The 24,566-nt window shown below is 54.0% G+C and carries 23 protein-coding genes and 1 tRNA gene; 16 read left to right on the top strand and 8 right to left on the bottom strand.

Going from position 1 to position 24,566, the window contains the following annotated elements:
- The first annotated feature begins 2 nt into the window (after window positions 1-2).
- Window positions 3-551, top strand: a complete 549-nt coding sequence (locus ACR0DU_RS02145) for a peroxiredoxin (protein WP_010439686.1) — start codon at window positions 3-5, stop codon at window positions 549-551.
- Window positions 552-602: 51 nt separating this feature from the next.
- On the opposite strand, the gene ACR0DU_RS02140 is transcribed toward ACR0DU_RS02145, so the two are convergent.
- Together ACR0DU_RS02140 and ACR0DU_RS02135 are read right to left on the bottom strand one after the other, a co-directional pair.
- Entirely contained in the window at window positions 603-1,526 is a 924-nt protein-coding gene (locus ACR0DU_RS02140; protein WP_480872228.1) for a hydrogen peroxide-inducible genes activator, read from the bottom strand.
- Window positions 1,527-1,578: 52 nt separating this feature from the next.
- Window positions 1,579-2,676, bottom strand: coding sequence for a DUF6456 domain-containing protein (locus tag ACR0DU_RS02135; protein WP_480872227.1), 1,098 nt, complete (start codon window positions 2,674-2,676; stop codon window positions 1,579-1,581).
- Window positions 2,677-2,916: 240 nt separating this feature from the next.
- Here ACR0DU_RS02135 and ACR0DU_RS02130 point away from each other — a divergent pair, with 240 nt between their 5' ends.
- Window positions 2,917-3,216 carry a DUF6477 family protein gene (locus ACR0DU_RS02130; RefSeq protein ID WP_480872225.1) on the top strand — a complete coding sequence of 100 codons (300 nt, stop codon included), beginning with the start codon at window positions 2,917-2,919 and terminating at the stop codon, window positions 3,214-3,216.
- Here the strand turns inward: ACR0DU_RS02130 and ACR0DU_RS02125 are convergent, their stop codons facing one another.
- Window positions 3,217-4,761, bottom strand: coding sequence for a trimethylamine methyltransferase family protein (locus ACR0DU_RS02125; RefSeq protein ID WP_480872223.1), 1,545 nt, complete (start codon window positions 4,759-4,761; stop codon window positions 3,217-3,219).
- 135 nt (window positions 4,762-4,896) lie between these two features.
- Window positions 4,897-5,337 (bottom strand): GNAT family N-acetyltransferase, encoded by a 441-nt coding sequence (locus ACR0DU_RS02120; RefSeq protein WP_480872221.1) that lies wholly within the window; start codon window positions 5,335-5,337, stop codon window positions 4,897-4,899.
- Between the two features lie 70 nt (window positions 5,338-5,407).
- Here ACR0DU_RS02120 and guaA point away from each other — a divergent pair, with 70 nt between their 5' ends.
- The 8 genes from guaA (at window position 5,408) to ACR0DU_RS02080 (ending at window position 13,862) form a co-directional block, all read left to right on the top strand.
- Window positions 5,408-6,967: a glutamine-hydrolyzing GMP synthase gene (gene guaA / locus ACR0DU_RS02115; protein WP_170539328.1), complete on the top strand. Its 1,560-nt coding sequence runs from the start codon at window positions 5,408-5,410 to the stop codon at window positions 6,965-6,967.
- A 109-nt stretch (window positions 6,968-7,076) separates the two neighbouring features.
- A complete protein-coding gene (locus ACR0DU_RS02110; RefSeq protein WP_480872219.1) occupies window positions 7,077-7,982 on the top strand; it encodes a DMT family transporter in 906 nt (301 codons plus the stop codon).
- 117 nt (window positions 7,983-8,099) lie between these two features.
- Window positions 8,100-9,323, top strand: a complete 1,224-nt coding sequence (locus tag ACR0DU_RS02105) for an OmpP1/FadL family transporter (protein ID WP_319547040.1) — start codon at window positions 8,100-8,102, stop codon at window positions 9,321-9,323.
- A 150-nt stretch (window positions 9,324-9,473) separates the two neighbouring features.
- The gene (locus ACR0DU_RS02100) at window positions 9,474-10,346 is read left to right on the top strand and encodes an ATPase (protein WP_480872738.1); all 873 of its coding nucleotides are present in this window, start codon (window positions 9,474-9,476) and stop codon (window positions 10,344-10,346) included.
- 38 nt (window positions 10,347-10,384) lie between these two features.
- Entirely contained in the window at window positions 10,385-11,302 is a 918-nt protein-coding gene (gene metA, locus ACR0DU_RS02095) for a homoserine O-acetyltransferase MetA (RefSeq protein WP_319547038.1), read from the top strand.
- Window positions 11,292-12,245 carry an alpha/beta fold hydrolase gene (locus tag ACR0DU_RS02090; protein WP_480715035.1) on the top strand — a complete coding sequence of 318 codons (954 nt, stop codon included), beginning with the start codon at window positions 11,292-11,294 and terminating at the stop codon, window positions 12,243-12,245. The genes metA and ACR0DU_RS02090 overlap by 11 nt, the downstream gene beginning before the upstream one ends.
- Window positions 12,246-12,294: 49 nt before the next feature.
- Complete coding sequence (ppk2, locus tag ACR0DU_RS02085) at window positions 12,295-13,164, top strand: polyphosphate kinase 2 (protein ID WP_480715036.1); 870 nt, start codon at window positions 12,295-12,297, stop codon at window positions 13,162-13,164.
- Window positions 13,165-13,247: 83 nt separating this feature from the next.
- The gene (locus ACR0DU_RS02080; protein ID WP_010439657.1) at window positions 13,248-13,862 is read left to right on the top strand and encodes a TetR/AcrR family transcriptional regulator; all 615 of its coding nucleotides are present in this window, start codon (window positions 13,248-13,250) and stop codon (window positions 13,860-13,862) included.
- Window positions 13,863-13,886: 24 nt separating this feature from the next.
- Here ACR0DU_RS02080 and ACR0DU_RS02075 read toward each other — a convergent pair whose 3' ends face one another.
- On the bottom strand, window positions 13,887-15,212 hold the full coding sequence (locus tag ACR0DU_RS02075; RefSeq protein ID WP_480872217.1) for a tetratricopeptide repeat protein: 1,326 nt from the start codon (window positions 15,210-15,212) through the stop codon (window positions 13,887-13,889).
- A gap of 57 nt (window positions 15,213-15,269) precedes the next feature.
- On the opposite strand from ACR0DU_RS02075, the gene ACR0DU_RS02070 reads away from it, so the two are divergent.
- From ACR0DU_RS02070 to ACR0DU_RS02050, 5 genes are all read left to right on the top strand, one after another.
- On the top strand, window positions 15,270-15,617 hold the full coding sequence (locus ACR0DU_RS02070; RefSeq protein ID WP_480872215.1) for a hypothetical protein: 348 nt from the start codon (window positions 15,270-15,272) through the stop codon (window positions 15,615-15,617).
- A gap of 1 nt (window position 15,618) precedes the next feature.
- Window positions 15,619-17,259 (top strand): sulfatase-like hydrolase/transferase, encoded by a 1,641-nt coding sequence (locus tag ACR0DU_RS02065; RefSeq protein ID WP_480454766.1) that lies wholly within the window; start codon window positions 15,619-15,621, stop codon window positions 17,257-17,259.
- Between the two features lie 81 nt (window positions 17,260-17,340).
- Window positions 17,341-19,026, top strand: coding sequence for a sulfatase-like hydrolase/transferase (locus ACR0DU_RS02060; protein WP_480872213.1), 1,686 nt, complete (start codon window positions 17,341-17,343; stop codon window positions 19,024-19,026).
- A gap of 45 nt (window positions 19,027-19,071) precedes the next feature.
- A complete protein-coding gene (locus ACR0DU_RS02055; protein ID WP_480872211.1) occupies window positions 19,072-20,316 on the top strand; it encodes a DUF3179 domain-containing (seleno)protein in 1,245 nt (414 codons plus the stop codon).
- A 77-nt stretch (window positions 20,317-20,393) separates the two neighbouring features.
- The gene (locus tag ACR0DU_RS02050; RefSeq protein ID WP_120981133.1) at window positions 20,394-21,146 is read left to right on the top strand and encodes an outer membrane protein; all 753 of its coding nucleotides are present in this window, start codon (window positions 20,394-20,396) and stop codon (window positions 21,144-21,146) included.
- Between the two features lie 85 nt (window positions 21,147-21,231).
- On the opposite strand, the gene ACR0DU_RS02045 is transcribed toward ACR0DU_RS02050, so the two are convergent.
- Window positions 21,232-22,539 carry an aminotransferase class I/II-fold pyridoxal phosphate-dependent enzyme gene (locus ACR0DU_RS02045; protein ID WP_480872210.1) on the bottom strand — a complete coding sequence of 436 codons (1,308 nt, stop codon included), beginning with the start codon at window positions 22,537-22,539 and terminating at the stop codon, window positions 21,232-21,234.
- Window positions 22,540-22,636: 97 nt separating this feature from the next.
- On the opposite strand from ACR0DU_RS02045, the gene ACR0DU_RS02040 reads away from it, so the two are divergent.
- Window positions 22,637-23,515: a LysR family transcriptional regulator gene (locus ACR0DU_RS02040; RefSeq protein ID WP_480872208.1), complete on the top strand. Its 879-nt coding sequence runs from the start codon at window positions 22,637-22,639 to the stop codon at window positions 23,513-23,515.
- A gap of 50 nt (window positions 23,516-23,565) precedes the next feature.
- On the opposite strand, the gene ACR0DU_RS02035 is transcribed toward ACR0DU_RS02040, so the two are convergent.
- Window positions 23,566-23,655, bottom strand: a tRNA-Ser gene (locus tag ACR0DU_RS02035).
- Between the two features lie 64 nt (window positions 23,656-23,719).
- Window positions 23,720-24,547, bottom strand: coding sequence for an endonuclease/exonuclease/phosphatase family protein (locus ACR0DU_RS02030; protein WP_480872206.1), 828 nt, complete (start codon window positions 24,545-24,547; stop codon window positions 23,720-23,722).
- Between the last annotated feature and the right edge of the window lie 19 nt (window positions 24,548-24,566).

The following is a 24,566-nucleotide window of genomic DNA, read 5'->3' as shown; positions in this document are numbered from 1 at the left end:
TGATGAAAACCGGTGCAAAACTGCCTGACGTAACTTTCCACACCCGCGTCCGCGACGAGGCAATCGAAGGCCCCAATCCCTTCCGCTGGGAAGACAAGACAACCGCAGATTATTTTGCGGGCAAGCGCGTCATCCTTTTTTCGCTGCCTGGTGCATTCACCCCGACCTGCTCGACCTATCAGTTGCCTGGTTTTGAAAAAGGTCATGCTGATTTCGCAGCCAAAGGCGTCGACGCAATCTACTGCATGTCCGTCAACGACAGCTTTGTCATGAACAAATGGGCTGCGGATCAGGGGCTGGAAAATGTCAAAGTCATTCCTGACGGATCCGGAGAATTCACCCGCAAGATGGGTATGTTGGTTGACAAGGACAATCTGGGCTTTGGCATGCGCTCGTGGCGCTATGCGGCCATCGTCAATGACGGCGTGGTTGAGGCATGGTTTGAAGAGCCCGGCCTGATGGATAACTGCCCCGAAGATCCTTATGGCGTGTCGTCGCCAGAGAATCTGATGAAACATCTGGACGAGGCCCGCGAACCAGCGCTGGCATAATCCGATCAGTTAAACCGCTACCAGGCTCGCCATATCGGCGAGCCTTTTTTGTCAGGTACGGGTTCCCGAGACCACGTCTTCCCCAACCTCACGGATCACCTGCGCCAACCGATTGAACCACTCCTCCGAACCAGTCGACACGCGACGCACCAAACCGATGGTTCTGGCTGGTTGCGGGTTGCCAAACCGAAGCAACCGCAGGCCAGGCACTGCATTTGTCTCGGCCTGTGCTGCGAGTTCTGGCATCAAGGTCATACCGAATCCTTCCGCGACCAACCGAGACAATGTCGCAAGCGATGACGCGCCCATATTTATCTGACCGCTGGTGCGATCCTGCCCACAAACTTCAAGTGCCTGATCAGTCAAGCAATGCCCGTCTTCAAGCAGCATCAACTGAGCCGTCTTAAGGTCCACCGGCCGCAACGCCTCGGGGCTGATTGTCAGCCGATCCAGCCGGGCTTGACTGCCTGCGAGCAAAAAGCGGTCTTCGAATAATGGTTCTTCGTGAAAGGCTTCGCTGCCTAGCGGAAGCGCCAGAATAGCCGCATCAATTTCACCTGAGCGCAGCATTGAAAGAAGTCGCTCAGTCCGGGCTTCACGAATTTGCACCTTTAACGAGACATCAGACGCGCGCAACCCGGCTAGCACCCCGGGCAGGAGGTACGGGGCGACGGTCGGAATTATTCCAATCGATAGGGAACGATGCCCGCCAGAATGATCACGCGCGAATTGGTCCAGACGCGCTGCCGCATTCAGTACATCCTGTGTGTATTCCAGCACATCTCGCCCAAGTGGGGTCAGCAAAATATCCCGCGCCTGCCGCTCGAACAGTGGCCCACCCATCGCGCCTTCCAGTGCCTTGATCTGAACGGACAGCGCAGGCTGCGATACATTGCAGACCTGCGCACCGCGACCAAAGTTTCGTTGTTCAGCGACAGCACGGAAATACTGCAATTGTCGAATGGTAAAATTCATAACCTCTGACTATCATTTGCAGCCCGTTACTCAAGACCATCCTAATAGGACATCAGCCGATCATGCGGTCTTGCTCGGCCTGATCCTGATAGTGTCGCTTTAGCCGCTGCAAAGCGATACGCAGAACGATCTTGCCCGACCGCGCCGACCAGCCCATGCGCTTTTCCGCCAACTCCAACCCTTCAAGGTAGCAGCAACAACGCAAGGCAACGTCGCTCAAACCCGGCCCTAAATCAGAAAGCGCCCTTGTCACACGGTCCCTGGCACTGGAATGGCCTTGCCCAATATGGGCATCTGAAACGAAATCTCCGCGCCCTCCACAGGTCAAAAAGCGATCCCAGTTCTGCGTGATCTGAGGGCCTATCTGTGCAAGTTCAAAATCCTCACGCAAACGCTCACCCGCGCCGACCAATGTCTCATCAAGGAACGGTTTACCGCTCTTGTCCCGTCGCCGCGCCAATGCGATCAGGGGGCTTTCGACCGTGTTATAACGAACCTTGGGTTGATTTGAGGTACATGTACCCGAGTTTGCGGGCGTGAATGAAGTCTGAGATTCGGCCATGCCAAATTCATTCTGAGTGCGCGCCCGGTTTTCCACTTCGGCAATCAAGTGGCTCAGTGCCGTGCGTCCCGCACTTGAAATACGATATCGTGAAATCCGACCGGTATTGTCGCACGATATCCAGTCATTTAACGCCAGCGCCTGCGCTGTTCGGCAATCCACAACTGCTGTTTTGGTTGTCCCGCCTTCACCGTTGTCCCGAACCACTACGGCCTTATCCATGTCTTCGGCCACTGCAAGCACAGCACCGGATTCACACAAACGTCTCAGAACACGCAGCGCTTCTCGTTCGAACTCTGCGTTTTGAGTTTCTGGTCGGTTCTCTTCGGATATTACGACTGCAAACGCAGGATTTTTGAATTCCGTGGGTGAAAAATGCGATTGGGCCAGTGATTGTAACGCGGCGTCCACCAAAGGATCATCGCGACGCATCTCGACCCTGCGGATCTGTCGCAATATGGTCGAGGCATGGCATCCAGCCGACCGCGCGATATCCCGTATCGACCGCCCAGATTCTGTATGGTCAAGATATCGTTGTGCTCCTTCGGGAACCCATGCCGGAACGGTGAAAGCCACGCTGTTTTCCATATTTCTTCGCCCTTGTCGACAAAACAAACTGACAGTTTTAGCCGTCGGATTCTTAGTTAACCAAATCTAACTAGAGGTGCTTTCGTTACTCGTTCGTTAATCACAGACGGCTCAGAGCAGAATTGATTCAAAAAGATAAACAGTGGTGAAACCATAGTTCGGGACGAACTACATCAAGGCAACACCCGCTCTGGTTGTGTCACATTTCAGACAGCGAAACTGAACAAAAAGGAAGCTGCCGTGCAGGACCTGATGACCTTGATTACTTCACTCCGCCGCCCGCGACTGCTGACCCGTGCTGCCAAGATCGGGGCGCAGGACTATAATCGCGACCGTCATCTGCAACGTCTTCTGGGTTATGGATCGGTTCCAGTAACGGGCGCTGCGTTACTGCGCCTGCTAGAGTTGGAACGCGAAGTGAATGCACAGCGGATAGAAGAAGACGCGGCCTATTCTCTGGTGCGTCATCTGGATTTGCTGATCGCATTGAATGGCGAGGCGCAACTGTATCAAACCAGTCGCGCCGCGCAATTTCAGTGATTAGGTGAAGGCATCCGGCATGGATGCTTTCTTTTCGGCGACGTATGCGTCCAGTGCCGCATTAACTTCAGGATCAAGTTGTGGCTGCTGATAATTGGCCAAAAGATGATCAACCCGTGCCGATGCCAGCGTCCGTGTGTCACGCGCGCCTTCTTCTTCCCAGGTTTCGAACGGCTTGTAGTCCAGCAAATCGGTTTTCCAAAACGCTTCCTTGAAGTTTGCCTGCGTGTGGGCGCACCCAAGGTAGTGCCCGCCCGGACCAACTTCGCGGATCGCATCCATGGCCTGAGCATTTTCGTCGTATGCGACGCCTTTGGCCAGACCGTGCAAAACACCCAACTGATCAGCATCCATGACGAACTTTTCGAAGTCTGCCACCAAACCGCCTTCAAGCCAGCCGCAGGAGTGAAGCATAAAGTTCACGCCTGACATCAGACCCATATTCAGTGAATTTGCGGTCTCGTATGCCGCCTGCGCATCGGGCAGTTTCGAGCCGCAGAACGAACCTGCAGACCGGAATGGCAGCCCTAAACGACGTGCTAGCTGACCCGCACCATAAGTCACGTGCGATGCTTCCGGAGTACCAAAAGTCGGCGCGCCCGAGTTCATGTCGATCGATGAAACGAAAGCCCCAAAAATCGCCGGAGCCCCCGGACGGATGATCTGGCTATATGCCACCCCGGCCATAACTTCTGCCAGAACCTGCGTCAGCGTACCAGCGACTGATACCGGTGCCATTGCACCACCGACGATGAAGGGCGAGATAATGCAGGCTTGGTTGTTAGCAGCGTAGACCTCAAGCGAACCCATCATAACATCGTCAAATGTCATCGGTGAATTGATGTTGGTTAGCGAGGTCATAACCGTGTTGTTCTGGACGAACTCTTTGCCAAAGAGAATCTCGCACATTTCAACCGAATCCTGTGCTCGCGAAGGATCGGTGACGGAGCCCATGAAAGGTTTGTCCGACAAGGTCATATGCGCCATCAACATGTCCAGGTGACGCTTGTTCACTGGAATATCCGTCGGCTCACACACGGTACCGCCCGAGTGGTGCAGCCATTTGGACATATAGGCCAATTTCACGAACTTGTTAAAATCGTCCATGGTCGCGTAGCGACGGCCGCCTTGCGCATCGCGCACGAACGGAGGGCCATAGACCGGTGCCAGAACAAGATTCCGTCCGCCTATGACGACTGATTTCTCAGGGTTGCGCGCATGTTGAGTAAATTCTCTGGGTGCGGATTTGATCAATTCACGCGCCAGACCGCGCGGCAGACGCACGCGTTCACCATCGACATCGGCACCAGCCTCGCGCCAACGTTCCAATGCCGCCGGATTGTCAACAAAATTGACACCGATCTCGGCCAGCACAGTTTCCGCGTTGGTTTCGATGATCTCAAGCGCTTCTTCATTGAGGACTTCGAAATTGGGAATGTTACGTTCGATGTATTTTGCGGTTTCGATCTTTACCGCCGTGCGCTCGGCCCGGCGGGCGGCGCCACCGCCACCTCGTGCTCTGCGCCGGGTGCTTGCCTCTGTCATGAGAAAATCCCGTTTATTGGTTGGTTCGACAAGTGTGTTACATCAACGAACCACGATGCCAGAGGTAGTTTACGGCGCAATAGAGGTAAAAGCGACATGAACTGGCAGCATCGCTATTTCCGACACATTTGCACGTCACGTCACGTTCTTCTGCATCATGACCGAGTTCCCGGTCACCTCGACCTCGTGCCAGCCAAGATGTGTATACATGGCGCGGGTTTCCCCCATAAGTCGATGCGTTCTTAGACAAAGCACGGACAACCCCGCTGTCAACGCATCGGCTTCAGCAGCAGCAAGCAATTTTCGTGCGAGGCCCCGCCCCTGAGCTTGCGGCACAACCGCGAGATTGAAGACCATCATCGCGCCAGCCTTCAGACCATAAATTATGACACCCAAAAGTTGCCCACCTTCTTCTGCGACAAGGACATTTCGGTTGGCAATATCGCCCTCGATTCCGCTTGCCACATCCGGGATATCGGCAATTTTCCTGTTCGCATCAGCGTAGGCGCTTGTAATACAGATTTCTATTGCATTTACGTCGCCTGGTTCCGCAGTTCTGAGAATTAGGTCAGTCATCTGAGTGCCTCCGCCACCAATTGACGTCATTGCGCTTGCACAAGCAAGGCTTGCAACCTAATAGCCAGTCATGACCCAAGCATCCCACGACCGCCTTCTGATCATCGACTTCGGCAGCCAGGTGACGCAGCTAATCGCCCGTCGCCTGCGCGAACTGAATGTCTATTGCGAAATTCATCCTTATCAGAACGTCACGATGGACTTTGTCCGACAGATGGCCCCCAAAGCTGTCATTTTCTCGGGCGGTCCGGACAGCGTTACACGAGAGGGTTCGCCCCGTGCGCCACAGGAAATTTTTGACTATGGCGTGCCAATCCTAGGCATCTGCTATGGCCAGCAGGTGATGATGCAGCAACTGGGCGGCCAGGTCGAAAGCGGTCACGGCACCGCCGAATTCGGGCGTGCTTTCGTGACGCCTCAGAACCAGTTGGACATTCTTGATGGCTGGTTCGCAGAGGGTGATGAGCAGGTCTGGATGAGCCACGGTGACCACGTCAGTGAAATCGCGCCGGGCTTTGAAGTCTTTGGCACCTCACCCAACGCGCCCTTTGCCATAACGGCAGACCCGTCGCGTCATTTCTATGCCGTGCAATTCCACCCGGAAGTGCACCACACTCCCAAGGGTGCCAAACTATATGAGAATTTCGTCAAACTGGCAGGATTCTCGGGTGACTGGACCATGGGCGCATATCGCGAGCAAATGATCGCGAAAATCCGCGAGCAGGTCGGAGACAAAAAAGTCATTTGCGGTCTCTCAGGTGGCGTCGACAGTTCGGTCGCGGCAATCCTGATCCACGAGGCAATCGGTGATCAGTTGACTTGTGTCTTCGTTGACCATGGCCTTTTGCGCAAGAACGAAGCGACCGAGGTCGTCGGAATGTTCCGCGACAATTACAATATCCAGCTGATCCATGCTGACGAGAGCGAGTTGTTTCTGGGCGAGCTGGACGGGCAAAGCGATCCTGAAACCAAACGGAAAATCATCGGCAAACTGTTCATCGATGTTTTTCAGAAACACGCTGACACCATTGATGGTGCCGAGTTTCTGGCACAAGGCACCCTGTATCCCGATGTGATTGAGTCTGTTTCGTTCTCTGGTGGTCCCTCGGTCACCATAAAATCGCACCACAATGTGGGTGGGTTGCCCGAGAAAATGGGCCTGAAGCTTGTCGAACCCCTGCGAGAACTGTTCAAGGATGAAGTTCGCGCCTTGGGTCGCGAGTTGGGTCTGCCCGACAGTTTCATCGGTCGCCACCCCTTCCCCGGCCCCGGCCTTGCAATCCGTTGCCCTGGAGAAATCACTCGCGAAAAGCTCGACATTCTGCGCGAAGCCGACGCTATCTATATCGATCAAATCCGCAAACATGGGCTATACGACGATATCTGGCAGGCATTTGTCGCCATTCTTCCGGTGCGAACAGTCGGCGTGATGGGTGATGGACGGACATATGACTATGCCTGCGCACTGCGCGCGGTGACATCGGTCGACGGCATGACCGCTGATTACTATCCGTTCAGTCACGAGTTCCTGGGTGAAACGGCAACACGCATCATCAACGAAGTCAAAGGCATCAACCGATGCACGTACGACATCACTTCGAAACCGCCCGGTACCATCGAGTGGGAATAAACGCTCACACGCAAAGCACAAAAATTCTGACACGGCTATTATTCGTTGCGTTGCCTCGTGAAACACCATTAAGTCGGCCTGCCATACGTCGGGACGTAAACCAAGTTTCATGAGCAGCAACTCAATGCAGATCGGCAAGGCCGCGCTTTGGATGACCGGAGCAATCGCCTCGTTTTCATCGATGGCAATTGCCGGACGCGAACTTAGCGTAACTCACGATACTTTTGAGATTATGTTCTATCGCAGCCTCGTCGGGATCTGCATTGTCGCTTTTTTTCTGACGATATCGCGCAAATGGCATCAAGTCTCGACACGGCGATTAGATTTGCATGGCGTTCGAAATGTACTGCATTTTACGGGGCAAAACCTCTGGTTCTATGCGGTGACGGTCATTCCTCTTGCGCAGGTCTTCGCGCTGGAGTTTACCCAACCGATCTGGGTGATACTCCTCTCACCATTGCTGTTGAAAGAAAGGTTGACTGCGCTTCGGTTGACCTCAGCACTAATCGGATTTGCCGGAATACTCATTGTGGCACGTCCTGGCGCGGCCTCGATCAGCCCAGGAGTGATTGCCGCAGCATTGTCCGCTTTGTTCTTTGCTCTGACGACGATATCGACGAAAACCCTTACTCGGTTCGCGAGCATCGGTTGCATCATGTTTTGGCTGACTCTGATTCAGGCGGGCCTTGGATTCATCGCATCGGCCTATGACGGACAGATCTCATTACCTAGCGTAAATACAGCGCCGTTTCTTCTGCTGGTCGGCGTGGCTGGTCTATTTGCGCATTATTGTATCACCAATGCTCTCGCGATCGCTCCAGCAACAATCGTGGTACCCTTTGATTTTGCACGCCTTCCGACCATCGCGATAGTGGGAATGATCCTTTATCATGAACCGCTGGACCAGTGGACGCTCTTGGGTGCAGCAGTCATCTTTGCGGGGATTTTCCTGAACGTCTGGTCAGAAAATCGTAACAAATCCGCAACACCCGTACGGCGTGCGCACACCGAGTAACGTTCCGTCACCAATTGACCAAAATTTAAAGTTTAAGACAGTAAAAGCCGGTAACAAGGCCGGGTGCGTTTGATGGGATGAGCATTACAGGCCGCAGGACAGTGTAGGGAGGAATATATGAAACGATCGTTGTTTCACGCATGCGCGTTGTGCATCGGGGCAACCAGTGTGCAGGCAGGTGGCCTAGATCGTAGCGGTCAGGGCGTTAACATTCTGTTTGAAGAAGGATCTGTCGTTCAGTTTCGACTGGGCTATACCAAGCCTGATGTCAGTGGCTCGATGGAAGATCAGATCCCGTTGAGCCCAACATTCGGGGAAACCATTGAGTCAGGCAATGTCTCGAACAGCTTCTTCACGCCACATCTGGCGTACAAGACATCGCTGACAGAGAAACTGGATTTTGCGCTGGTCTATGACCAGCCATTTGGCGCCGATATCGATTACTCTTCTGAGTACCCATTGTCGCAGAATGTGTTAGGTTTCTCTCCTCCATTTCCTCTAGGCGCAAACCAAGATGTGTTGAGAGCCAAGGCAGACACTGACGCAATTACGGCTCTACTTCGCTATAAACTGGACAATGGATTCAGTGTAATCGGCGGTCTCCGTGCACAAAGGCTGAAAGCAAGCGTATCAGTACCAATTGCAGGCGCGGGCTTAGAGCCGTTCCCATCGGGTGGATACCGTGTTGAAACAGACGCTGAAATCGATTTTGGCTATGTGGTTGGCGTCGCGTGGGAACGACCTGATATCGCGGCTCGCGTCGCATTGACATATAACTCAAAGATTAAACACGATCTGTCGCAGACCGAGTCAAATGATGCGCTCGCTTTCACGCCATTTCCCGAAATCGCTAGATCGAGCGCAGATTCTTCAACTGAGGTTATTACACCTCAATCTGTGAATCTCGACTTCCAAACAGGCGTCGCGCCAAAGACGCTGCTGTTCGGCTCGATCCGTTGGGTCGACTGGCCCCAAACCGTTTACGCACCGCCCGTTTATACCGGCCTGACAGGTATAAACCTCGTCGACTATGAAGAAGCAACTTGGACCTACTCGCTTGGTTTGGGCTACCAGTTCACCGATGAATTCTCGGGTGCCGTAACTCTCGGTTACGAAAGTTCGCAAGGGAACTCGGTTTCCAACCTCGGCCCGACAGATGGTTTCTGGAGCATCGGTCTGGGTGGCACCTATTCGCTTGAGAAAGCTAAAATCTCTGGCGGTGTGCGCTATACCGACATCGGTGATGCCACGGCAAACGGCACCGGTCCCGACAACCGCGCCACTTTCACCGGCAACAGTGCATGGAGCGTTGGTATTCAGGTGACTTACGCCCTGGATTGATCCCAGCGGCAGCAAACACATCGGAAAGCCCCGCCTTGGTATGGTGGGGCTTTTCCATTTACACGTCTTCTTTTTATTACGGAACACTGCAGCACAATTGACGCCGCGATCAGCCCGATTTAGCTAATGCAAAACAAGGGATGGTGGCGCATGATTTACAACTCGGCAAAGGACTGGCGCGACGCTGCGCGAAAGAAAGTACTGTTCTTCGGTATGTCCGGGTTGGGGAAATCCTATGTCTCGAACACTCTTCGGGATGCAGGTGATTGGTTCCACTACTCGATCGATTACCGGATCGGGACACGCTACATGGGCGAATACATCGCCGACAACGCCAAGGCTGAAGCGATGAAAGTGCCCTTTCTGCGCGAGCTTCTGCTATCGGATTCGATCTATATCGGATCGAACATAACGTTCGAAAACCTGACCCCCGTCTCCGCCTATCTGGGCAAACCCGGCAATCCCGCGCTTGGTGGACTTGAAATCTCGGAATACCGGCTTCGCCAAGAACAGTTCCGACTGGCAGAGATTCACGCCCTGTTGGATACCAAGTATTTTATCGACCGAGCCGAGCGCCTGTACAGCTATCCGCATTTTATCTGCGATACCGGTGGCTCTATCTGCGAGTGGGTCGACCCCGAAGATCCGAACGACCAGGTCCTGTCCGAGCTATCGCGCCAGGCGCTGATGATCTGGATCAAGGGCGACGAGGCCCATACTGAGGAATTGGTAAAACGCTTCGACAAGGCCCCAAAGCCCATGTCTTACCAAGCCGAGTTCCTTCAGCGGGTCTGGGATGAATACCTTGCCCTTAACGACTGCCAAGCTTCCGCAGTCGATCCGGACGCGTTCATACGCTGGACCTATGCGCAAGCGCTGGCGCACCGACAACCGAGATATGAAGCGATGGCGCGAAACTGGGGCGTCACAATCGCCGCCGACGATATCGCCAAGGTGCGTGACGGGGGTGATTTCGATGAGTTGATCGAACGCACCCTTGAGGCCCGCGCCAACCCCGCATAAGTTCCAGACTTCTTTCGCAGTTTCAACAGCGTGACCAAATGCCGATTAAAATTCCTTCCGACCTGCCCGCCTTTGACGTCCTGACCAATGAGGGCGTCATGGTCATGGCCGAAGATCAGGCCGCACGGCAGGATATTCGCCCCTTGCGGATCGGCCTGTTGAATCTGATGCCCAAAAAGATTCAGACCGAAAACCAGTTTGCGCGTCTGATCGGGGCGACACCTTTGCAGATCGAACTGTCCTTGATCCGCATGACCGAACACCAGACCAAAAACACCGCCGCCGAGCATATGGCCGAATTCTACCACCCTTTTCAGGAGGTAAAGGACCAGAAATTTGATGGGTTGATCATTACGGGTGCCCCAATCGAGCATCTTGATTTCGCTGATGTCACCTATTGGGACGAAATCCGTGAAGTGTTCGAGTGGACGCAGACCAATGTGCATTCCACCTTCGGCGTCTGTTGGGGTGGCATGGCCATGATCAACCATTTTCACGATGTTAAAAAACATATGCTGGATGCAAAGGCCTTCGGGTGTTTCCGGCATCGAAATCTTGCGCCAGCATCGCCATTTTTACGTGGTTTTTCTGACGATTGCGTGATCCCAGTAAGCCGCTGGACCGAGATGCGGCAGTATGAAATCGACGCGGTACCTGATCTGATCACACTGCTTGGCAGCGACGATGTGGGCCCCTGCCTGATCGAAGATCCAGCACATCGGGCACTCTATATCTTCAACCATTTCGAGTATGACAGCGACACGCTCAAGCAGGAATATGACCGGGACGTTGCCAACGGTACACCGATCAATGTCCCTATAAATTACTACCCTGACGATGATCCAAGCCAGAATCCGCAGAACCGCTGGCGCAGCCATGCGCACCTGCTTTATGGCAACTGGATCAATTCCATCTATCAGACAACCCCCTTTGATTTGGAAAAAATTGGCCAGTAAACTATTGATAACAATTGGCATTGCGCTGACAGCCGTTGCCATAGTCACTGCCTGGCGTGGTACGCAACGCGAAAGCAGTGCCGAAGCTTCGTTTCCTGCTGAAGGTCAGATCCTGGATGTCGATGGTATCTCTGTACATGCCGTCGTCATGGGCGAAGGTCCGGATGTCGTGCTGATCCACGGTTCCAGCGGGAATACGCGCGACATGACATTTGCGTTGGCACCGATCTTAGCAGAAAGCTATCGTGTCATCGTATTCGATCGCCCCGGACTGGGTTATTCTGAAAGCTTTAACCCAGACGGAGAAACCATTGTTGAACAAGCAGAAATCCTACAGAAAGCTGCCTCAGAACTTGGTGCTGAAAAACCCGTTGTTGCTGGGCAAAGCTATGGCGGGTCAGTCGCACTTGCCTGGGCAGTCACACGGCCTGACAATATCGCCGCTCTCGTTTTGATCGCTCCTGCAGCTATCCCTTGGGAGACGCCATTGGACGCATTCAACACAATGGGCGCAACAACCATCGGCAACGCACTTGGCCTGCCGTTGGTCAGCGCCTTCGTTCCTGACTGGTTCGTTTCGAAAGCACTGGATCAGGTTTTTGCGCCGCAAGTAGCCCCCGAAGGTTATGCGGAACATTTCGGCCCCGGTCTGACCATGCGCCGCGCATCGATGCATGCTAATGCCAAACAGCGAGCAAATCTGCTGGACGAAATCACCGAACTTCAACCTCGCTATAACGAGATTACGGTTCCAACTGAAATAGTCCACGGCACCGCCGATACGACCGTTGGGCTGGATTGGCATTCTGAGCGCCTGATAGAGCAAATACCAAGTGCGGAGTTGGTCGAACTGAACGGTATCGGTCACATGCCTCAGGTAGTTGCCGCACCGGAGGTCGCAGCCGCAATCGACCGTGCCGCCGCACGTGCGGGTTTGCGTTAACCCCATCCGTAATCCATAGTAAGTTATGGATTTTATGGCGAGGCCGCACATGACCAAATCAGAACATGGCGCTATCGAGAGCTATTTTCGCAATGACGCGCCCAAGACTGTTCAATCGGTCATTGAGCAGGCCAAAAAAGGGGAAATTCTAAACCCGACCTACCCTTACCCGAAAAAGATGAAGGGCAAGGAATATGACGAGCAGATGCAGGGTTTGCAGATCGAGCTGGTCAAGATGCAGCGGTGGGTCAAGAACACTGATCAGCGCGTCGCCATCCTGTTCGAAGGACGCGATGCAGCGGGGAAAGGTGGAACAATCAAAAGGTTCCGGGAAAACCTTAATCCACGGGGTGCGCGCAATGTTGCGCTTAGCAAACCATCAGATGCTGAACGCAGCCAGTGGTATTTTCAACGCTATATTTCACACCTACCCTCTGCCGGAGAAATCGTGTTCTTTGATCGCAGCTGGTATAACCGGGGCGTTGTTGAAAACGTCTTTGGTTTTTGCACGACAGATGAGCGTGAGCGGTTCTTCAGACAGGTTCTGCCTCTGGAAATGGGGTTCAAGAATGACGGGATCCACATGTTCAAGTTCTGGCTGAATGTAGGTCGCTCAGAACAACTGAACCGCTTTCTAGCCCGCGAGACCGACCCTTTGAAGCAGTGGAAACTCAGCCCAATCGACATAGCTGGCCTGCACAAGTGGGACGAATACAGCCAATCAATTTCCGAAACGCTGACCCGCAGCCATTCCGAAGATTGCCCCTGGACGATCATACGGTCCGATGACAAAAAACGCGCTCGCCTGGCCGCCATTCGCACAGTGCTCAGCGGGTTGGATTATGATGGCAAAGATGCCGACGTGGTTGGCGAGCCAGACAAAACGATCAGTGGTGGACCGGAAATCTGGGATGCCTGAACTTGGTATGGGGCAATACACGAACTGCGCTGGATTAGGTCATGACCTGTGCATATATACCCGTATAAGCACTTGAGGACGGGATGACAAAGCGCGGATATCACCACGGAAATCTGAAGCAGGCCCTGATCGAGGCTGCCTTGTCTCTGATTGAACAAAAAGGTCCGACCGGATTTACGCTGTCCGAGGCCGCCAAGACGGCTGGGGTGACGCCCGCAGCGGTCTATCGACATTACGAGGGGCGCGAAGATCTAATTGCTGAGGCCGCGCGACAAGGCTTTGAGATGTTCGCTGACCTGATGCAATTTGCCTATGACAAGGGGCAACCGTCGGCGCTGGCAGCGTTTGAAGCCACCGGGCGCGCCTATCTAGCCTTTGCGCGCAAGCACCCAGGCCACTACATCGCGATGTTCGAAAGCGGTATATCCCTGAACCGAACGCCCGAATTGGCCCTCGCCGCCAATCGCGCAAAAAATGTGCTGGAAAAAGCTGCTGGCGATTTGTCTCAACATATACCGCCAGAGAAAAGACCCCCTGCTTCGATGTTCAGTGCTCACATTTGGGCGATGAGTCACGGTGTCGTTGAACTTTATGCGCGCAATACCGGTGCAAGCTCTCCCTTCCCTCCTGAAGACCTTTTGGAAAGCGGGATCGGTATCTACCTACGCGGTTTGGGGTTAGTCGCGCAGGACGAATAACAGGATTGCCAATTCCAGAGCATGTCAATCTGCTGTCAGGGGCGCATTGTCCCGCTCCATAACTACACCAGCGGCTTTCATCGCTTCGACAAGTGCGTCGACCGGTTGTGGCTGTTGGAAAACCCGCCGTTTTAAGGTTTCCAGTGGAAAATCGGGCCAGGTCTTTTGGTAAACACTTGCGAGCCGACGCGCCTCAGTCTGCTCTCCGTTGTTCCAGCGCGCCGCCATCAGATATGCCGCGGAAATCGGGCCGAAGGGGCCACCACGCGCGATAGTATCTTCGTAGCTTCGAATCGCGGCCGTAAAATCACCAGAATGAAATTGAGCTGACCCGAGCACATTCCCGAACACAAGCGCACCGCTGCTTTCCGCCAGTTTTTCATATCGCTCTGATTGCGAAATGATATACGTAAAGTTCATTGTGTAGAGCGAGATTAGCGCATCAAATTCAGCTATATGTGGATCTGTTGGTGCAAGATCGACCGCCCTGCGGGACAACGCCGTAGCCTTGTCGTAGTTCCCCAACCCGAATTCCAACCAGGCGCGCGATGAAAGTGCCCATGCCGCATCCGGCTCGATTTCCAGCGCATGAGCACTGTTTTCGTCTGCCACAGCAAGCATATCAATGGCTGCAGGATCGGCAGACTGAAGAATGGCAAGCATGGTTTCGACCTGAGCGGCCCCCGCGTACCCGCAGAAATATAGCGGATCACGCTCAATCGCGGTTTTAAAGATCAATAACGCGGGTTTCAGGCGCGGCAAGTTAACAACCGGAAACATCACATCCTGTCCGGCACTACACAGATTCATCGCCTCGACCCGCGCCGGAGACACGTCATAGATCGCGGACTGCTCGGCTTTTACATCGCTCGATGGCCATTGCTTTGTAAGGACGGTGCCTCCGACGCCACCCAGCGCAACAAGGGTGATAGCCATCGCCGACATCACACTTATACGCCACAGATTTGTTAACTTTCGGTACTGGCGCGTACCCGGTCTGAACTCTGGTGCATAACGACCAACGGGCAGCGATATCATGATCGGATCAGACGCTCCCGCTCCACCGTAATAGGCCTTCAACTTTCGTCGCATCCGGCCAGCATCTACCCGCACAACACCTTCTCGTTTTGTCAGCTCGTCTGCGCCGTAGCCATAAACATCCATCGCAATCGTTTTTGCGCGAATTTCATCGGTGCGCCCGGCAAGAGCTTCGTCGACGACATAGGTCAGGAAAGATCGCATTCGGGCCGATCCCTTAAATCCTGCCGAGTCTAAAACACGCTCAAGCGCAGCACGTACATCATCAGCAGAGAAGTTACGCTTATTGTCGTCTTGCTTCCCATCCCCCATGCCGGTCAAGAACTATCCTTTCACAATAAGGACTTGTGGCCATGTTGCTACCGTAGCATGCGGCTTATTACGTTCAAGACAATTCCTGCGGAGCGCATGCTGACCGAGCAACCAGCTTCGAAAGTGCTGCCGATGGTCGATAGTGATTTCATTGAGGATCAGTTCCCTGAACACGCTAATCTTCTGCAAAGTTTACGCACCGAGGACAGTGAATTTGACCGGATATGTCTGGATTACCAAGAGATCTTTACTGAAATCGCTCTTTTGCAGCACTCAAACACGCCTCAGCAATCTCGGTTCCTGGCCGATTTGGCCGAAACCCTCGCCGATCTGCGCTGCAGTATCGAAACCAGAATAGTTGAAGCTCAAAACATGCCTCAGAATTTTGGCAAACCCGGAGATTAAAATGAAACTAATACCCATCCTGTCTTCGTTAATTCTGACCACCGGAGCGGCATTTGCCCAGCAGTCTCCGATCATTCACGACGGCGAGTTCAATTATCTGCGCGCTCAATTCGGCGATGCGTGGGACGCACAGGATGCCGAGATCGACGCAAAGTTAGCCGAAATTCGCGAGGCCAACGGCGGCAGTCCACCCAATTTTCTGTACATTCTGATCGATGACATCAGTTTTGGTCAAATGGGTGACCGCAAGATGAACTACGTTATGGGCATCGAGACACCTAGTATCAACCAGTTCGCCACCGAAGGCCTATCGTTGATGCGCATGTATACCGAGCCATCCTGCACACCGACGCGGACTGCCATGCTTACAGGTCGCCACCCTGTCCGCGCCGGGGTATCAGAAGTCAAAGTTGCGCTGGTAGGCGAAGGCCTGCCTGCCAGTGAAGTAACCCTGCCCGAGATATTGAAGGAAGTTGGCTACAACACCGTACATGTCGGCAAATGGCATCAAGGCGATATCGAACAGGCCTACCCGCACAATCAGGGCTTCGACTGGGCAGCGTTTCCCCTGCATCAACAGGTTCAACTAAGCCTTATGACCCCCGAGGCGATGCGTGCGAACGCCATGCTTGGATATGTGCCCGAAGGGCAAAACAATCAGTTTCTTCTGGACGAACGTTTCAAGCCATACGGGTTGGTGACCGGTGTCGAGGCCGAAGCAGGCGGCACTGCCCGTGAGGTGGACATGTCACCGGGGGAGATCTGGACCCAGGCCAAGTACGAAGAGATGAACGAGCGATATCAACGTCAGGCCCTTGAGCAGCTAGAACGTGCTGCAGCCGAAGAAGAACCGTTTTTTCTGCAATATTGGCCTCTCTACCCCCTTAATTTCGTCTATGCGGATAAGGCCCTCTCTCGCAATGGTGGCTTCCACGCTGATAAACTGCAGTTATTGGATGGGTGGATCGGTGATCTTCTGACCAAGCTTGAAGAGACCGGAGAAGCCGACAATACGATTGTGGTACTGATGGCTGACAATGGGCTGATGTACCACTACGAGGGGACCTCGGGCCTTAATCAGCTGATCTATCGCGGTGGTAAGACCCAACATCTAGAAGGCGGCGTACGCACGGACGCTTTCATACGCTGGCCCGGCGTGATCGAAGCGGACAGCGCAGCCGGTGATATCTTTCACGTGTCGGATATCTACACCACCATGGCGCGGATTGCAGGTGCGACTGATCATATCCCACGTGACCGCATCATCGACGGGATCGATCAGACGGCGCTGTTGCTGAATGGTGAAGGTCATGGTCGACGCGACTATGTGTATGTCTACGAAGGCCCTGTTCTGCGCTCAGTTGTCAAACAGGAGTTCAAGATGCACCTGCCCGCGCCCGGCCAACCCGGTGCGGCGGCCCCGACCTTCAACATCTATCGCGATCCACGTGAACTGCACCCGTTGGTTGGGTACTCGCTGTGGGCCGGAGCTTCGTTTCAGGACATGATCAAACGCCATCAAAAAATGATCGCCAAACATCCGCATTCCGAGATCGGGCGAGGCATCCCTTATGAGGGTATCGACAACCTGCGCCCTGAATCCGAACTGACGCGCGATGTGTTCATGGGCTGGCAGAATTGAAATCTACAGAAAATCTTGTTTACATATGATAATGTTTAAATGTGAAGGCAACTGCAGAAGCGTTTGCCTTCCACCAAGCAGATGACCGGGGGATATGGGATGAAGATTTCAGGGGTATTGGCTTTGTTTGTCAGCCTTGCAGCGCAGGCCGCGTCGGCACAAGACAATCCAATCCAACACGATGCCGAGTTTTACATTCTGCAAGCACAACACGCAGAACAATGGGCGCAGGATGATACCGCTGTTGATGATGCTCTGACCGCTTTTCGTGGCCGTAACAATGGGCAGCCCCCGAACATAATCAGCGTTCTGATCGACGATATGGGCTTCGGCGACATGGGCATACCCGAACTCAACGCGGTGCGAGGTTATGAGACGCCGAATATCAACGACTTTTCGGATCAGGCCATGCGAATGGTGCGCATGTATACTGAACCTTCGTGCACGCCGACCCGCGTGGCGCAGATGACCGGGCGGTTGCCCGTACGCATGGGTATGGGCGATACCACGGTGGACATTGCCGGGTTCGGCTTGCCGGAAAACGAGGTCACCCTGGCCGAGATTCTGAAACAGGCGGGTTACGCGACCAGCCATGTCGGCAAATGGCACATGGGTGATATCGCCGAAAGTTGGGCAATGAATCAGGGATTTGACTATGCCCAGCACGCCATCCACCAACAGGGCCAGCTGACGATCTTCAATGATGATGCGATCAAAGAACAGGTCTCGGTCGCAATCCAGGACTATGACGATAAATACACGCTGGACGGTTGGTTCCGGCCGGACTCTGCCGCGATGATGACAGTCATCGAAGGGGAAACCGGCGGGCCGATCCGCGAAATTCGCATGGAAACCGGAGAGCGCTGGAACGCTGCGAAATACGATGAGATGAACCAGGCGTTTCAAGACAAGACGATGGAGGAACTGGAGCGCCTCGCAGGTGGGGAAGACCCGTTTTTCCTGCAATACTGGCCGATGATCCCGCTGGACAACACCCGGGCCGGGCGATCAGGACCAGAGAGCGTGAATGGTGGTCTATATGTCGACAAGATGCAGTTACTGGATCAGTGGCTGGGCGACTTGTTTGCGCGCATCGAAGAACTGGGCTTAACGGAAAACACCGTGGTTGTGGTCATGGGGGATAACGGCCACTTCACCAAATACGCGCCGCAATCCGGGTTCACCCCGCTGATCTATGCGGGCGGCAAAGGCGACACGACCGAGGGAGGTATCCGCGTTGACGCCTTTATCCGCTGGCCCGGCATGATCGAGGCTGACGGGTTGCTCAACAGCATCATCCACGTCTCGGACCTCTATACAACGCTGTCGCGTTTTGCTGGGGCAGATCAGTACATTCCGCGGGATCGTCTGGTGGATGGCGTGGACCAATCTGCCGCCCTGTTGTTTGCTGACGAATCCAAGGCCCGACGCGATCACGTCATCGTCTATTCCGTGAACAAACCCGAGGCGATCGTGAAGGACCAGCTTAAGCTGAAACTGCCGGGACCTGGCGAAAGCGCTATTCTGGCAAAGTTCTTTGATCTCTACCGGGACACGCGCGAGGAATATTCAGTTTCGACCGAGGTTGGCGCCTGGGGAGGGCAGGAGTTCGCACGCATCCTTGGCCGACATATGGCCCGCAAAGAGAAATTTCCCGACACCGCGCCAGCGTATGGTGTGCCATATGAAGGGATCGAGAACATCCGCCCCGAAACCCAGCAAGCGGTCGAGGCTTTCCTGATCAAACGCCAATCCCCGCAGCAATAACACCGTGCAACGGAAATCACGCGCTCAAGACTTTAGGATCATGACATGATTGGACTACTTCTGTTTGCACTGGGTTTGATCGGATCACTCGGGATCGGGTTCATCTATTTCCGAGACCTTGGCGATGTGTCCCAGATGCTGCTGAAGGTGAAGCGCGAGAATATGGTGCGCTTCATCCGTCATGAATATCGCCTGATCGCCATTGGGTTGGGTGCATTTGCTGTCGCAACACTTGTACATTTCATACTTGGTGCAGGTCCGTTTTGGCTGTGGCTGGTGTCGGCAGTGCTGGTCCTTTTCTTCTATGGATTCCCCTACGTCTGGGTTCATCTGGGGCTGAGAAACCAACTAAATACCGCGCAGTACTTCCCCATTGACGAGGCCCGTAAATACGTGGGGCCGACCGCGCCCGTGATGGTGATCGACAACAACGGCCACGCTCGTGCACACCCCGACGCGCAGATCATGCGACCGCATCTTGCCGGTAATGAAAAAGGGCTTGGTGGAGAAGACGTCGTCATGACGTATTGTGCCATGGCCAATCTTGGTCAGGGGTACACTCCAAGAATAGAGGGTAAGCGCCTGAATCTCGAGGTTCTCGCCCAGCACGGCAATAACCTGATCCTGCGCGACAACGAAAGCGGCGAGCCGATTCAGCAGATATATGGCTTTCGTGAAGCGGACCAGAACCCAAACACAGATGGCCTCGCATGCCCTCTCCGGCCCGAGGCCCGGATGAAACCGTGGCCTACCTACCGGATGACATTTCGCGGCTTTCAGAAAGCCTACCCGGATGGAGAGGTTTTCCTGAATGAACCTTCCCCAAACCCATTGCTGCGTCTGCTTGATATGATGACCGAAATCACCTTTGGGTGGGGGATTGGCCGTCAACATCAGGAAGACGCTCCGGTGATGGACAACATGGATCGTTCAGACGACCGGTTGCCGAATAAAACCTATGTCTGGGGGATTACCATTGGGCAGGATGCCACCTGCTGGACCGATGATTTCGTCGTCGACAACGATTGGATCGTCAACGCAACGGTCGGAGGTCGGGATGTCGTCGTCAGCCTTGATCCCAAATATGAAAGTTTAGGCGTCTGGTACAATGACAGTGGGCAACCCGTGACCAAATGCGACTTTTGGGGAATGTCTGATCAAGGGCAACTGCAGCGGGTCGAAACTCTACGCGCAGGCATATTCTGGCATGTCTGGTCCGAGTTCTTTCCCAGCACTGATATCAATCGTGTTGGCGTTGGTTCTGGCAAAACCGAGGATGCAGTAGCCTGACCGCAAGACAAATCTGCGCAGATTTTCGCTGCGCAGAAACGAAAATTCGAAACAAGACTTTTGACGGGAGAGCAATAATGGGTGCGACACGAAATTGGAGAGGACCACTCCTCGGAATCTCATTGGCGGGCGCAATGGCGTCAATGGCCTCGGCCCAACAGTCCGACTGGTCATACGAGGCCTCAATCTACCTGTTCATGCCGGAAACAGAAACGTCGCTGGATACCCCGTTGGGCACATTAGATGGCACGCTAAGCTTTTCCGACGCGTTGGAGAATTTGGACTTTGCCTTTATGGCTGCATTCGGAGCAACCAATGGGCGTTGGTCATTCCTGGCAGACTACAATTATACAGATCTGTCTTTCAGCAGCGACACGCCTGGCCCGGCGAGCTCGGGCTTGGACACCTCTTTCACCACTCAGTTTCTGAGCGGATATGCAGGATATCGGGTCTATGACGATCAAGACGCATATGTTGATATCGTCGGCGGCTTTAGGTGGTTCAGCACTGAAACTGAATTCGACCTGCAACCCGGTGCTGCCCCTGGGCGCCGAACAACGGTTGATGCAAGCTGGACTGATCCTGTAATTGGTGCCCGCGCACGCGTCAGGTTCTCGGACAAATGGTCTGGTACCGGGTTTATTGATTATGGCGGTTTCCGGAGCGGGAGCGAAACATGGCAAGTTCTTCTAACTGCCGACTACGCAATCAATGACCGTTGGCTGATCCGTGGTGGGTATCGCTATATCTCGTTTGACCACGACATCGACGGTAACGACTTTAAGTTTGATCAATCCGGTCCGCTGTTAGGTGCAACCTACCGTTTTTGATCTGCGATATGCAGTTTGCATTGGCTCAACCAACGAAGGTTGGTAGGGCCGACAATGTTCAGCGACTTAGTCGGCCATCCTCTTTTCAGTTCACATAATGCAGCGTGTCAAATTCACGTCGCCATGCGGATACCTCTGACTGGATTTGTTCCCCGCCCAGGCCACGCATTATCAAATTAGCCAAACGCTCGGCATCCCCAGAGGTCATGCCCCACCGCACCAGCTCAGGTGTGCCGATACGAAGTCCGTTCATATCGCCTTCCACTAACTCCACCGGCAATCCAATACCGCAGGCGAGGAACCCGCATTTGCGAAGCTGCTTAGATGCGGCCTGACCTCCTCCATATGGGGCAGCCAATACCGCGAACTGGTGAGAGTTGGTGAAGCCCCGTGTTCCAGAAAAAACGGGAACACCCTTTGTATCCAATGCGTTGGAGAGAGCTTTGGCCATCGCAATCATCTCATTCGCATAGGCAGAACCAAACGCTTTCCAGTCCAGCATCGTAACAGCAAGCGCCGCAGTTTTGGCCGCATCGAAATTGGCGGTCATGCCAGGGAAAGCGATTGCATCTAGCGCTTTTGCGATTTCTTCGTCATCCGTTACGATCAGGCCCCCAGCCGGTCCTCCGAGGCTTTTGTAAGTGCTCATGGTCATGAAATGTGCACCCTCTTTCAACGGGTTGGACCAAGCGCGCCCCGCGATGATGCCGCATTGATGGGCCGCATCGAACATAACCTTGGCATCGATTTCATCAGCTATCGCACGCACTTCGGCGACGGGGTGTTCAAACAGGTTAAGACTGCCGCCGATGGTGATCAGCCTTGGTCGTTCGGTCTTTGCCAACGCTCTCAACTGATCCACATCGACGGTATAGCCATCAGCGTTAACAGGAGCTTCGATGGTACGCAGGCCAAAGAGACCCGCGCAACCCGCCGCATGATGTGTCACATGCCCCCCAATTGAACCAGGTGGGGCTATGATAGTGTCGCCAGCTTTACAGGTCGCCATAAAGCCATAGAGATTGGCAATCGCCCCGGAGGGCACCCGGACTTCAGCGAACCGAGTATCAAAAACCTCGGCGCAAAGCTCTGCCGCGACAACCTCGATCTGTTCGATTGCTTCCAGACCCATTTCATATTTGTCACCGGGATAGCCCAGCGAGGGCCGCGACCCAATCCCCGAAGACAAAAGCGCCTCGGCCTTTGGGTTCATGACATTTGTGGCAGGGTTCAGGTTAAAGCACTCTTGCTCGTGTATGCGGCGGTTTTCCTCTGCAAGATGCTCGATCCGCGCCATCAGGTCATCTGAAGATGCCGATGCCGCCTTTTTTGCGATATCTTGAACTAGTGCTTCGCTTGCGGTGGGCACCCAGTCTCTTTGTGCAAGTGTCATCTGACATCCTCCTAGTTTTTGCCACTTTGGCGGCAGTCGCGTGACATCGCAAAGCAGAAATGATATTTCTTGGTGTAGAAAAACTAAGGCTAGTGCAATGAGTGTTGCCCCCAAGCGCCCCAAAGGCCCTCCATTGAATGCGATGCGGGCCTTTGAAGCGGCGGCTAGAAACGTCAGCTTTGTTGCTGCAGCCGAAGAATTGAACGTTACGCCCGGGGCGATCTCGCAGCATATCAAGGCACTGGAAGGCTGGGCCGGTACACCGCTGTTTCGACGCAACGCGCAAGGCGTTGAACTCACACCTGAGGGGCAATCGCTTGTCCCGGTTTTCTCCGCTGCCTTTGATCAAATGGCTGATGCAGCCCGTGCCTTGCGCGACCTTAAACCAAACGCTGATTTTCATATCGCTGCCCTGCCCGCCGTTGCCCAGCTCTGGCTTCCAAAACGATTGCGACGGATCCGAAAAGAATTTCCGGAAATCAATTTTTCTGTCACCGCTATGGAAACTCCGCCCAGTCTCTCGCGAGAGATGTTTGATCTGTCGATATTTTTCGCAGTTCCTGACGGCTCGTCAAACCAAATTGCCTTGGCACAAGACGTAATCGCGCCAGTTTGCGCCCCTACACTTCTGGACCGAGCGCACTATTCAAACGGTTTCCGAGAGATACCGATTTTGCACGACCAGACCTGGAACGACGATTGGTTCACGTGGTCCCGAAATGTGGGCTTTGATTTGCAAATTGACGCAAGCGGCCCGCAGTTCTCGCTATATAGCCTTGCTGTAGAAGAAGCCAAAGCATCGGCTGGTTTGCTGATGGGGCATCTGTGTCTGATCGAAGACGCACTGGAATCCAAAACGCTTCTGCTTGCGCATTCGCGCTCTTGTCAGACAGGTCGATCTCTTGTTGTATCATTGCCTTCGAAGACGCGGCAAAGACCTGAAACGGGTCATGTCGTTGCGTTATTATCAAACTAATGAAGACCAACTGGGCATCTAAGCACCCGCGAAAATTTGGCTTGAAATAGTGGCGGAGAGACAGGGATTCGAACCCTGGAGACGGTTTCCCGCCTACACACTTTCCAGGCGTGCGCCTTCGACCACTCGGCCACCTCTCCGGTAGAGGTGACTTATGCGAATTTCTGAACCGAGCGCAAGGCCCCATTCGTAAAAACAGACGGCTCAAAATATGCGAAAGCTGGCGACAAATGGCAGATGGTCTGAAACCTCGTCCTTGAAGGCTTCGCGCCCCATATTCATCGTCCAGTGCATCGGAAACAGTCTCAGGCTGCCGCGAACGTAATCAGTGGAAAATGTGCGCGAGACGGCGAAACCATCCAGTAGGTTGGCGCGACCCTTTTCTAGAATATGCGAGAACCGGTCTTGCAAATCCCAGCACGAAACAAAGTCCATCATGTCATCCCCACCAAGATGGTGGAAATTGCTGACGTCCTGACCGGGGATCATGTTGAAATCGCCCATCAGCAGGATCGTGCGCTGAGTCAGGCCCGGTGTCGCTCGGATTTCGGCGATCTTTGCACCGATGATCTTACATTGGCTATCACGTATCTGTTGTTCAGGCCGGTCACGACCGGATTTCAGGTGCACCGCGATCAGTTTAGCTTTGAACTTGCCGACCTGCACATCGGCGATAAGGGCCTGACGCCCGCCGGAATCATCACCTTCCGAACCGTCAATCAACTCCAGCTCCGTCACCGAAACCCCTGGTTTGTGGAGAAATCCAATGTGGATGTTGCCGTTGGGTTGCTGCAGGATCTTGACCTGATAATCCAAGCCCTTGTCCGCCAAACCCGCTGCCAACCGGTTGATATGTTCTATAGGGCTAACCTCGACCAGCGTGATCAACTCGGCATCAAGCAGGGCCAAGCCTTCAATCTGGTGGATGACCCGCTCACTATTGGCGGGTATGCCCAGACTTGTGTTAACCGGGTTGAAACCCGCAAGGTTCCAAACCGCAATACGCACGAGGCTGTGTGAGAAAGTTACCATCGAAATTCCTCCTTCAAAT

The organism is Ruegeria sp. G2, assembly GCF_056533505.1.
The sequence above is the reverse complement of the archived record's forward strand: the minus strand, read 5'-3'. Positions and strand labels throughout refer to the sequence as shown.

What these genes read in the sequence shown, in the direction of transcription:
- ACR0DU_RS02145 (WP_010439686.1), top strand. Translation starts at nt 3, where the DNA reads ATGAAAACCGGTGCAAAACTGCCTGACGTAACTTTCCACACCCGCGTC.
- ACR0DU_RS02140 (WP_480872228.1), bottom strand. Translation starts at nt 1,526, where the DNA reads ATGAATTTTACCATTCGACAATTGCAGTATTTCCGTGCTGTCGCTGAA.
- ACR0DU_RS02135 (WP_480872227.1), bottom strand. Translation starts at nt 2,676, where the DNA reads ATGGAAAACAGCGTGGCTTTCACCGTTCCGGCATGGGTTCCCGAAGGA.
- ACR0DU_RS02125 (WP_480872223.1), bottom strand. Translation starts at nt 4,761, where the DNA reads ATGACAGAGGCAAGCACCCGGCGCAGAGCACGAGGTGGCGGTGGCGCC.
- ACR0DU_RS02120 (WP_480872221.1), bottom strand. Translation starts at nt 5,337, where the DNA reads ATGACTGACCTAATTCTCAGAACTGCGGAACCAGGCGACGTAAATGCA.
- guaA (WP_170539328.1), top strand. Translation starts at nt 5,408, where the DNA reads ATGACCCAAGCATCCCACGACCGCCTTCTGATCATCGACTTCGGCAGC.
- ACR0DU_RS02110 (WP_480872219.1), top strand. Translation starts at nt 7,077, where the DNA reads ATGAGCAGCAACTCAATGCAGATCGGCAAGGCCGCGCTTTGGATGACC.
- ACR0DU_RS02105 (WP_319547040.1), top strand. Translation starts at nt 8,100, where the DNA reads ATGAAACGATCGTTGTTTCACGCATGCGCGTTGTGCATCGGGGCAACC.
- ACR0DU_RS02100 (WP_480872738.1), top strand. Translation starts at nt 9,474, where the DNA reads ATGATTTACAACTCGGCAAAGGACTGGCGCGACGCTGCGCGAAAGAAA.
- metA (WP_319547038.1), top strand. Translation starts at nt 10,385, where the DNA reads ATGCCGATTAAAATTCCTTCCGACCTGCCCGCCTTTGACGTCCTGACC.
- ppk2 (WP_480715036.1), top strand. Translation starts at nt 12,295, where the DNA reads ATGACCAAATCAGAACATGGCGCTATCGAGAGCTATTTTCGCAATGAC.
- ACR0DU_RS02080 (WP_010439657.1), top strand. Translation starts at nt 13,248, where the DNA reads ATGACAAAGCGCGGATATCACCACGGAAATCTGAAGCAGGCCCTGATC.
- ACR0DU_RS02075 (WP_480872217.1), bottom strand. Translation starts at nt 15,212, where the DNA reads ATGGGGGATGGGAAGCAAGACGACAATAAGCGTAACTTCTCTGCTGAT.
- ACR0DU_RS02070 (WP_480872215.1), top strand. Translation starts at nt 15,270, where the DNA reads ATGCGGCTTATTACGTTCAAGACAATTCCTGCGGAGCGCATGCTGACC.
- ACR0DU_RS02065 (WP_480454766.1), top strand. Translation starts at nt 15,619, where the DNA reads ATGAAACTAATACCCATCCTGTCTTCGTTAATTCTGACCACCGGAGCG.
- ACR0DU_RS02060 (WP_480872213.1), top strand. Translation starts at nt 17,341, where the DNA reads ATGACCGGGGGATATGGGATGAAGATTTCAGGGGTATTGGCTTTGTTT.
- ACR0DU_RS02055 (WP_480872211.1), top strand. Translation starts at nt 19,072, where the DNA reads ATGATTGGACTACTTCTGTTTGCACTGGGTTTGATCGGATCACTCGGG.
- ACR0DU_RS02050 (WP_120981133.1), top strand. Translation starts at nt 20,394, where the DNA reads ATGGGTGCGACACGAAATTGGAGAGGACCACTCCTCGGAATCTCATTG.
- ACR0DU_RS02045 (WP_480872210.1), bottom strand. Translation starts at nt 22,539, where the DNA reads ATGACACTTGCACAAAGAGACTGGGTGCCCACCGCAAGCGAAGCACTA.
- ACR0DU_RS02040 (WP_480872208.1), top strand. Translation starts at nt 22,637, where the DNA reads ATGAGTGTTGCCCCCAAGCGCCCCAAAGGCCCTCCATTGAATGCGATG.
- ACR0DU_RS02030 (WP_480872206.1), bottom strand. Translation starts at nt 24,547, where the DNA reads ATGGTAACTTTCTCACACAGCCTCGTGCGTATTGCGGTTTGGAACCTT.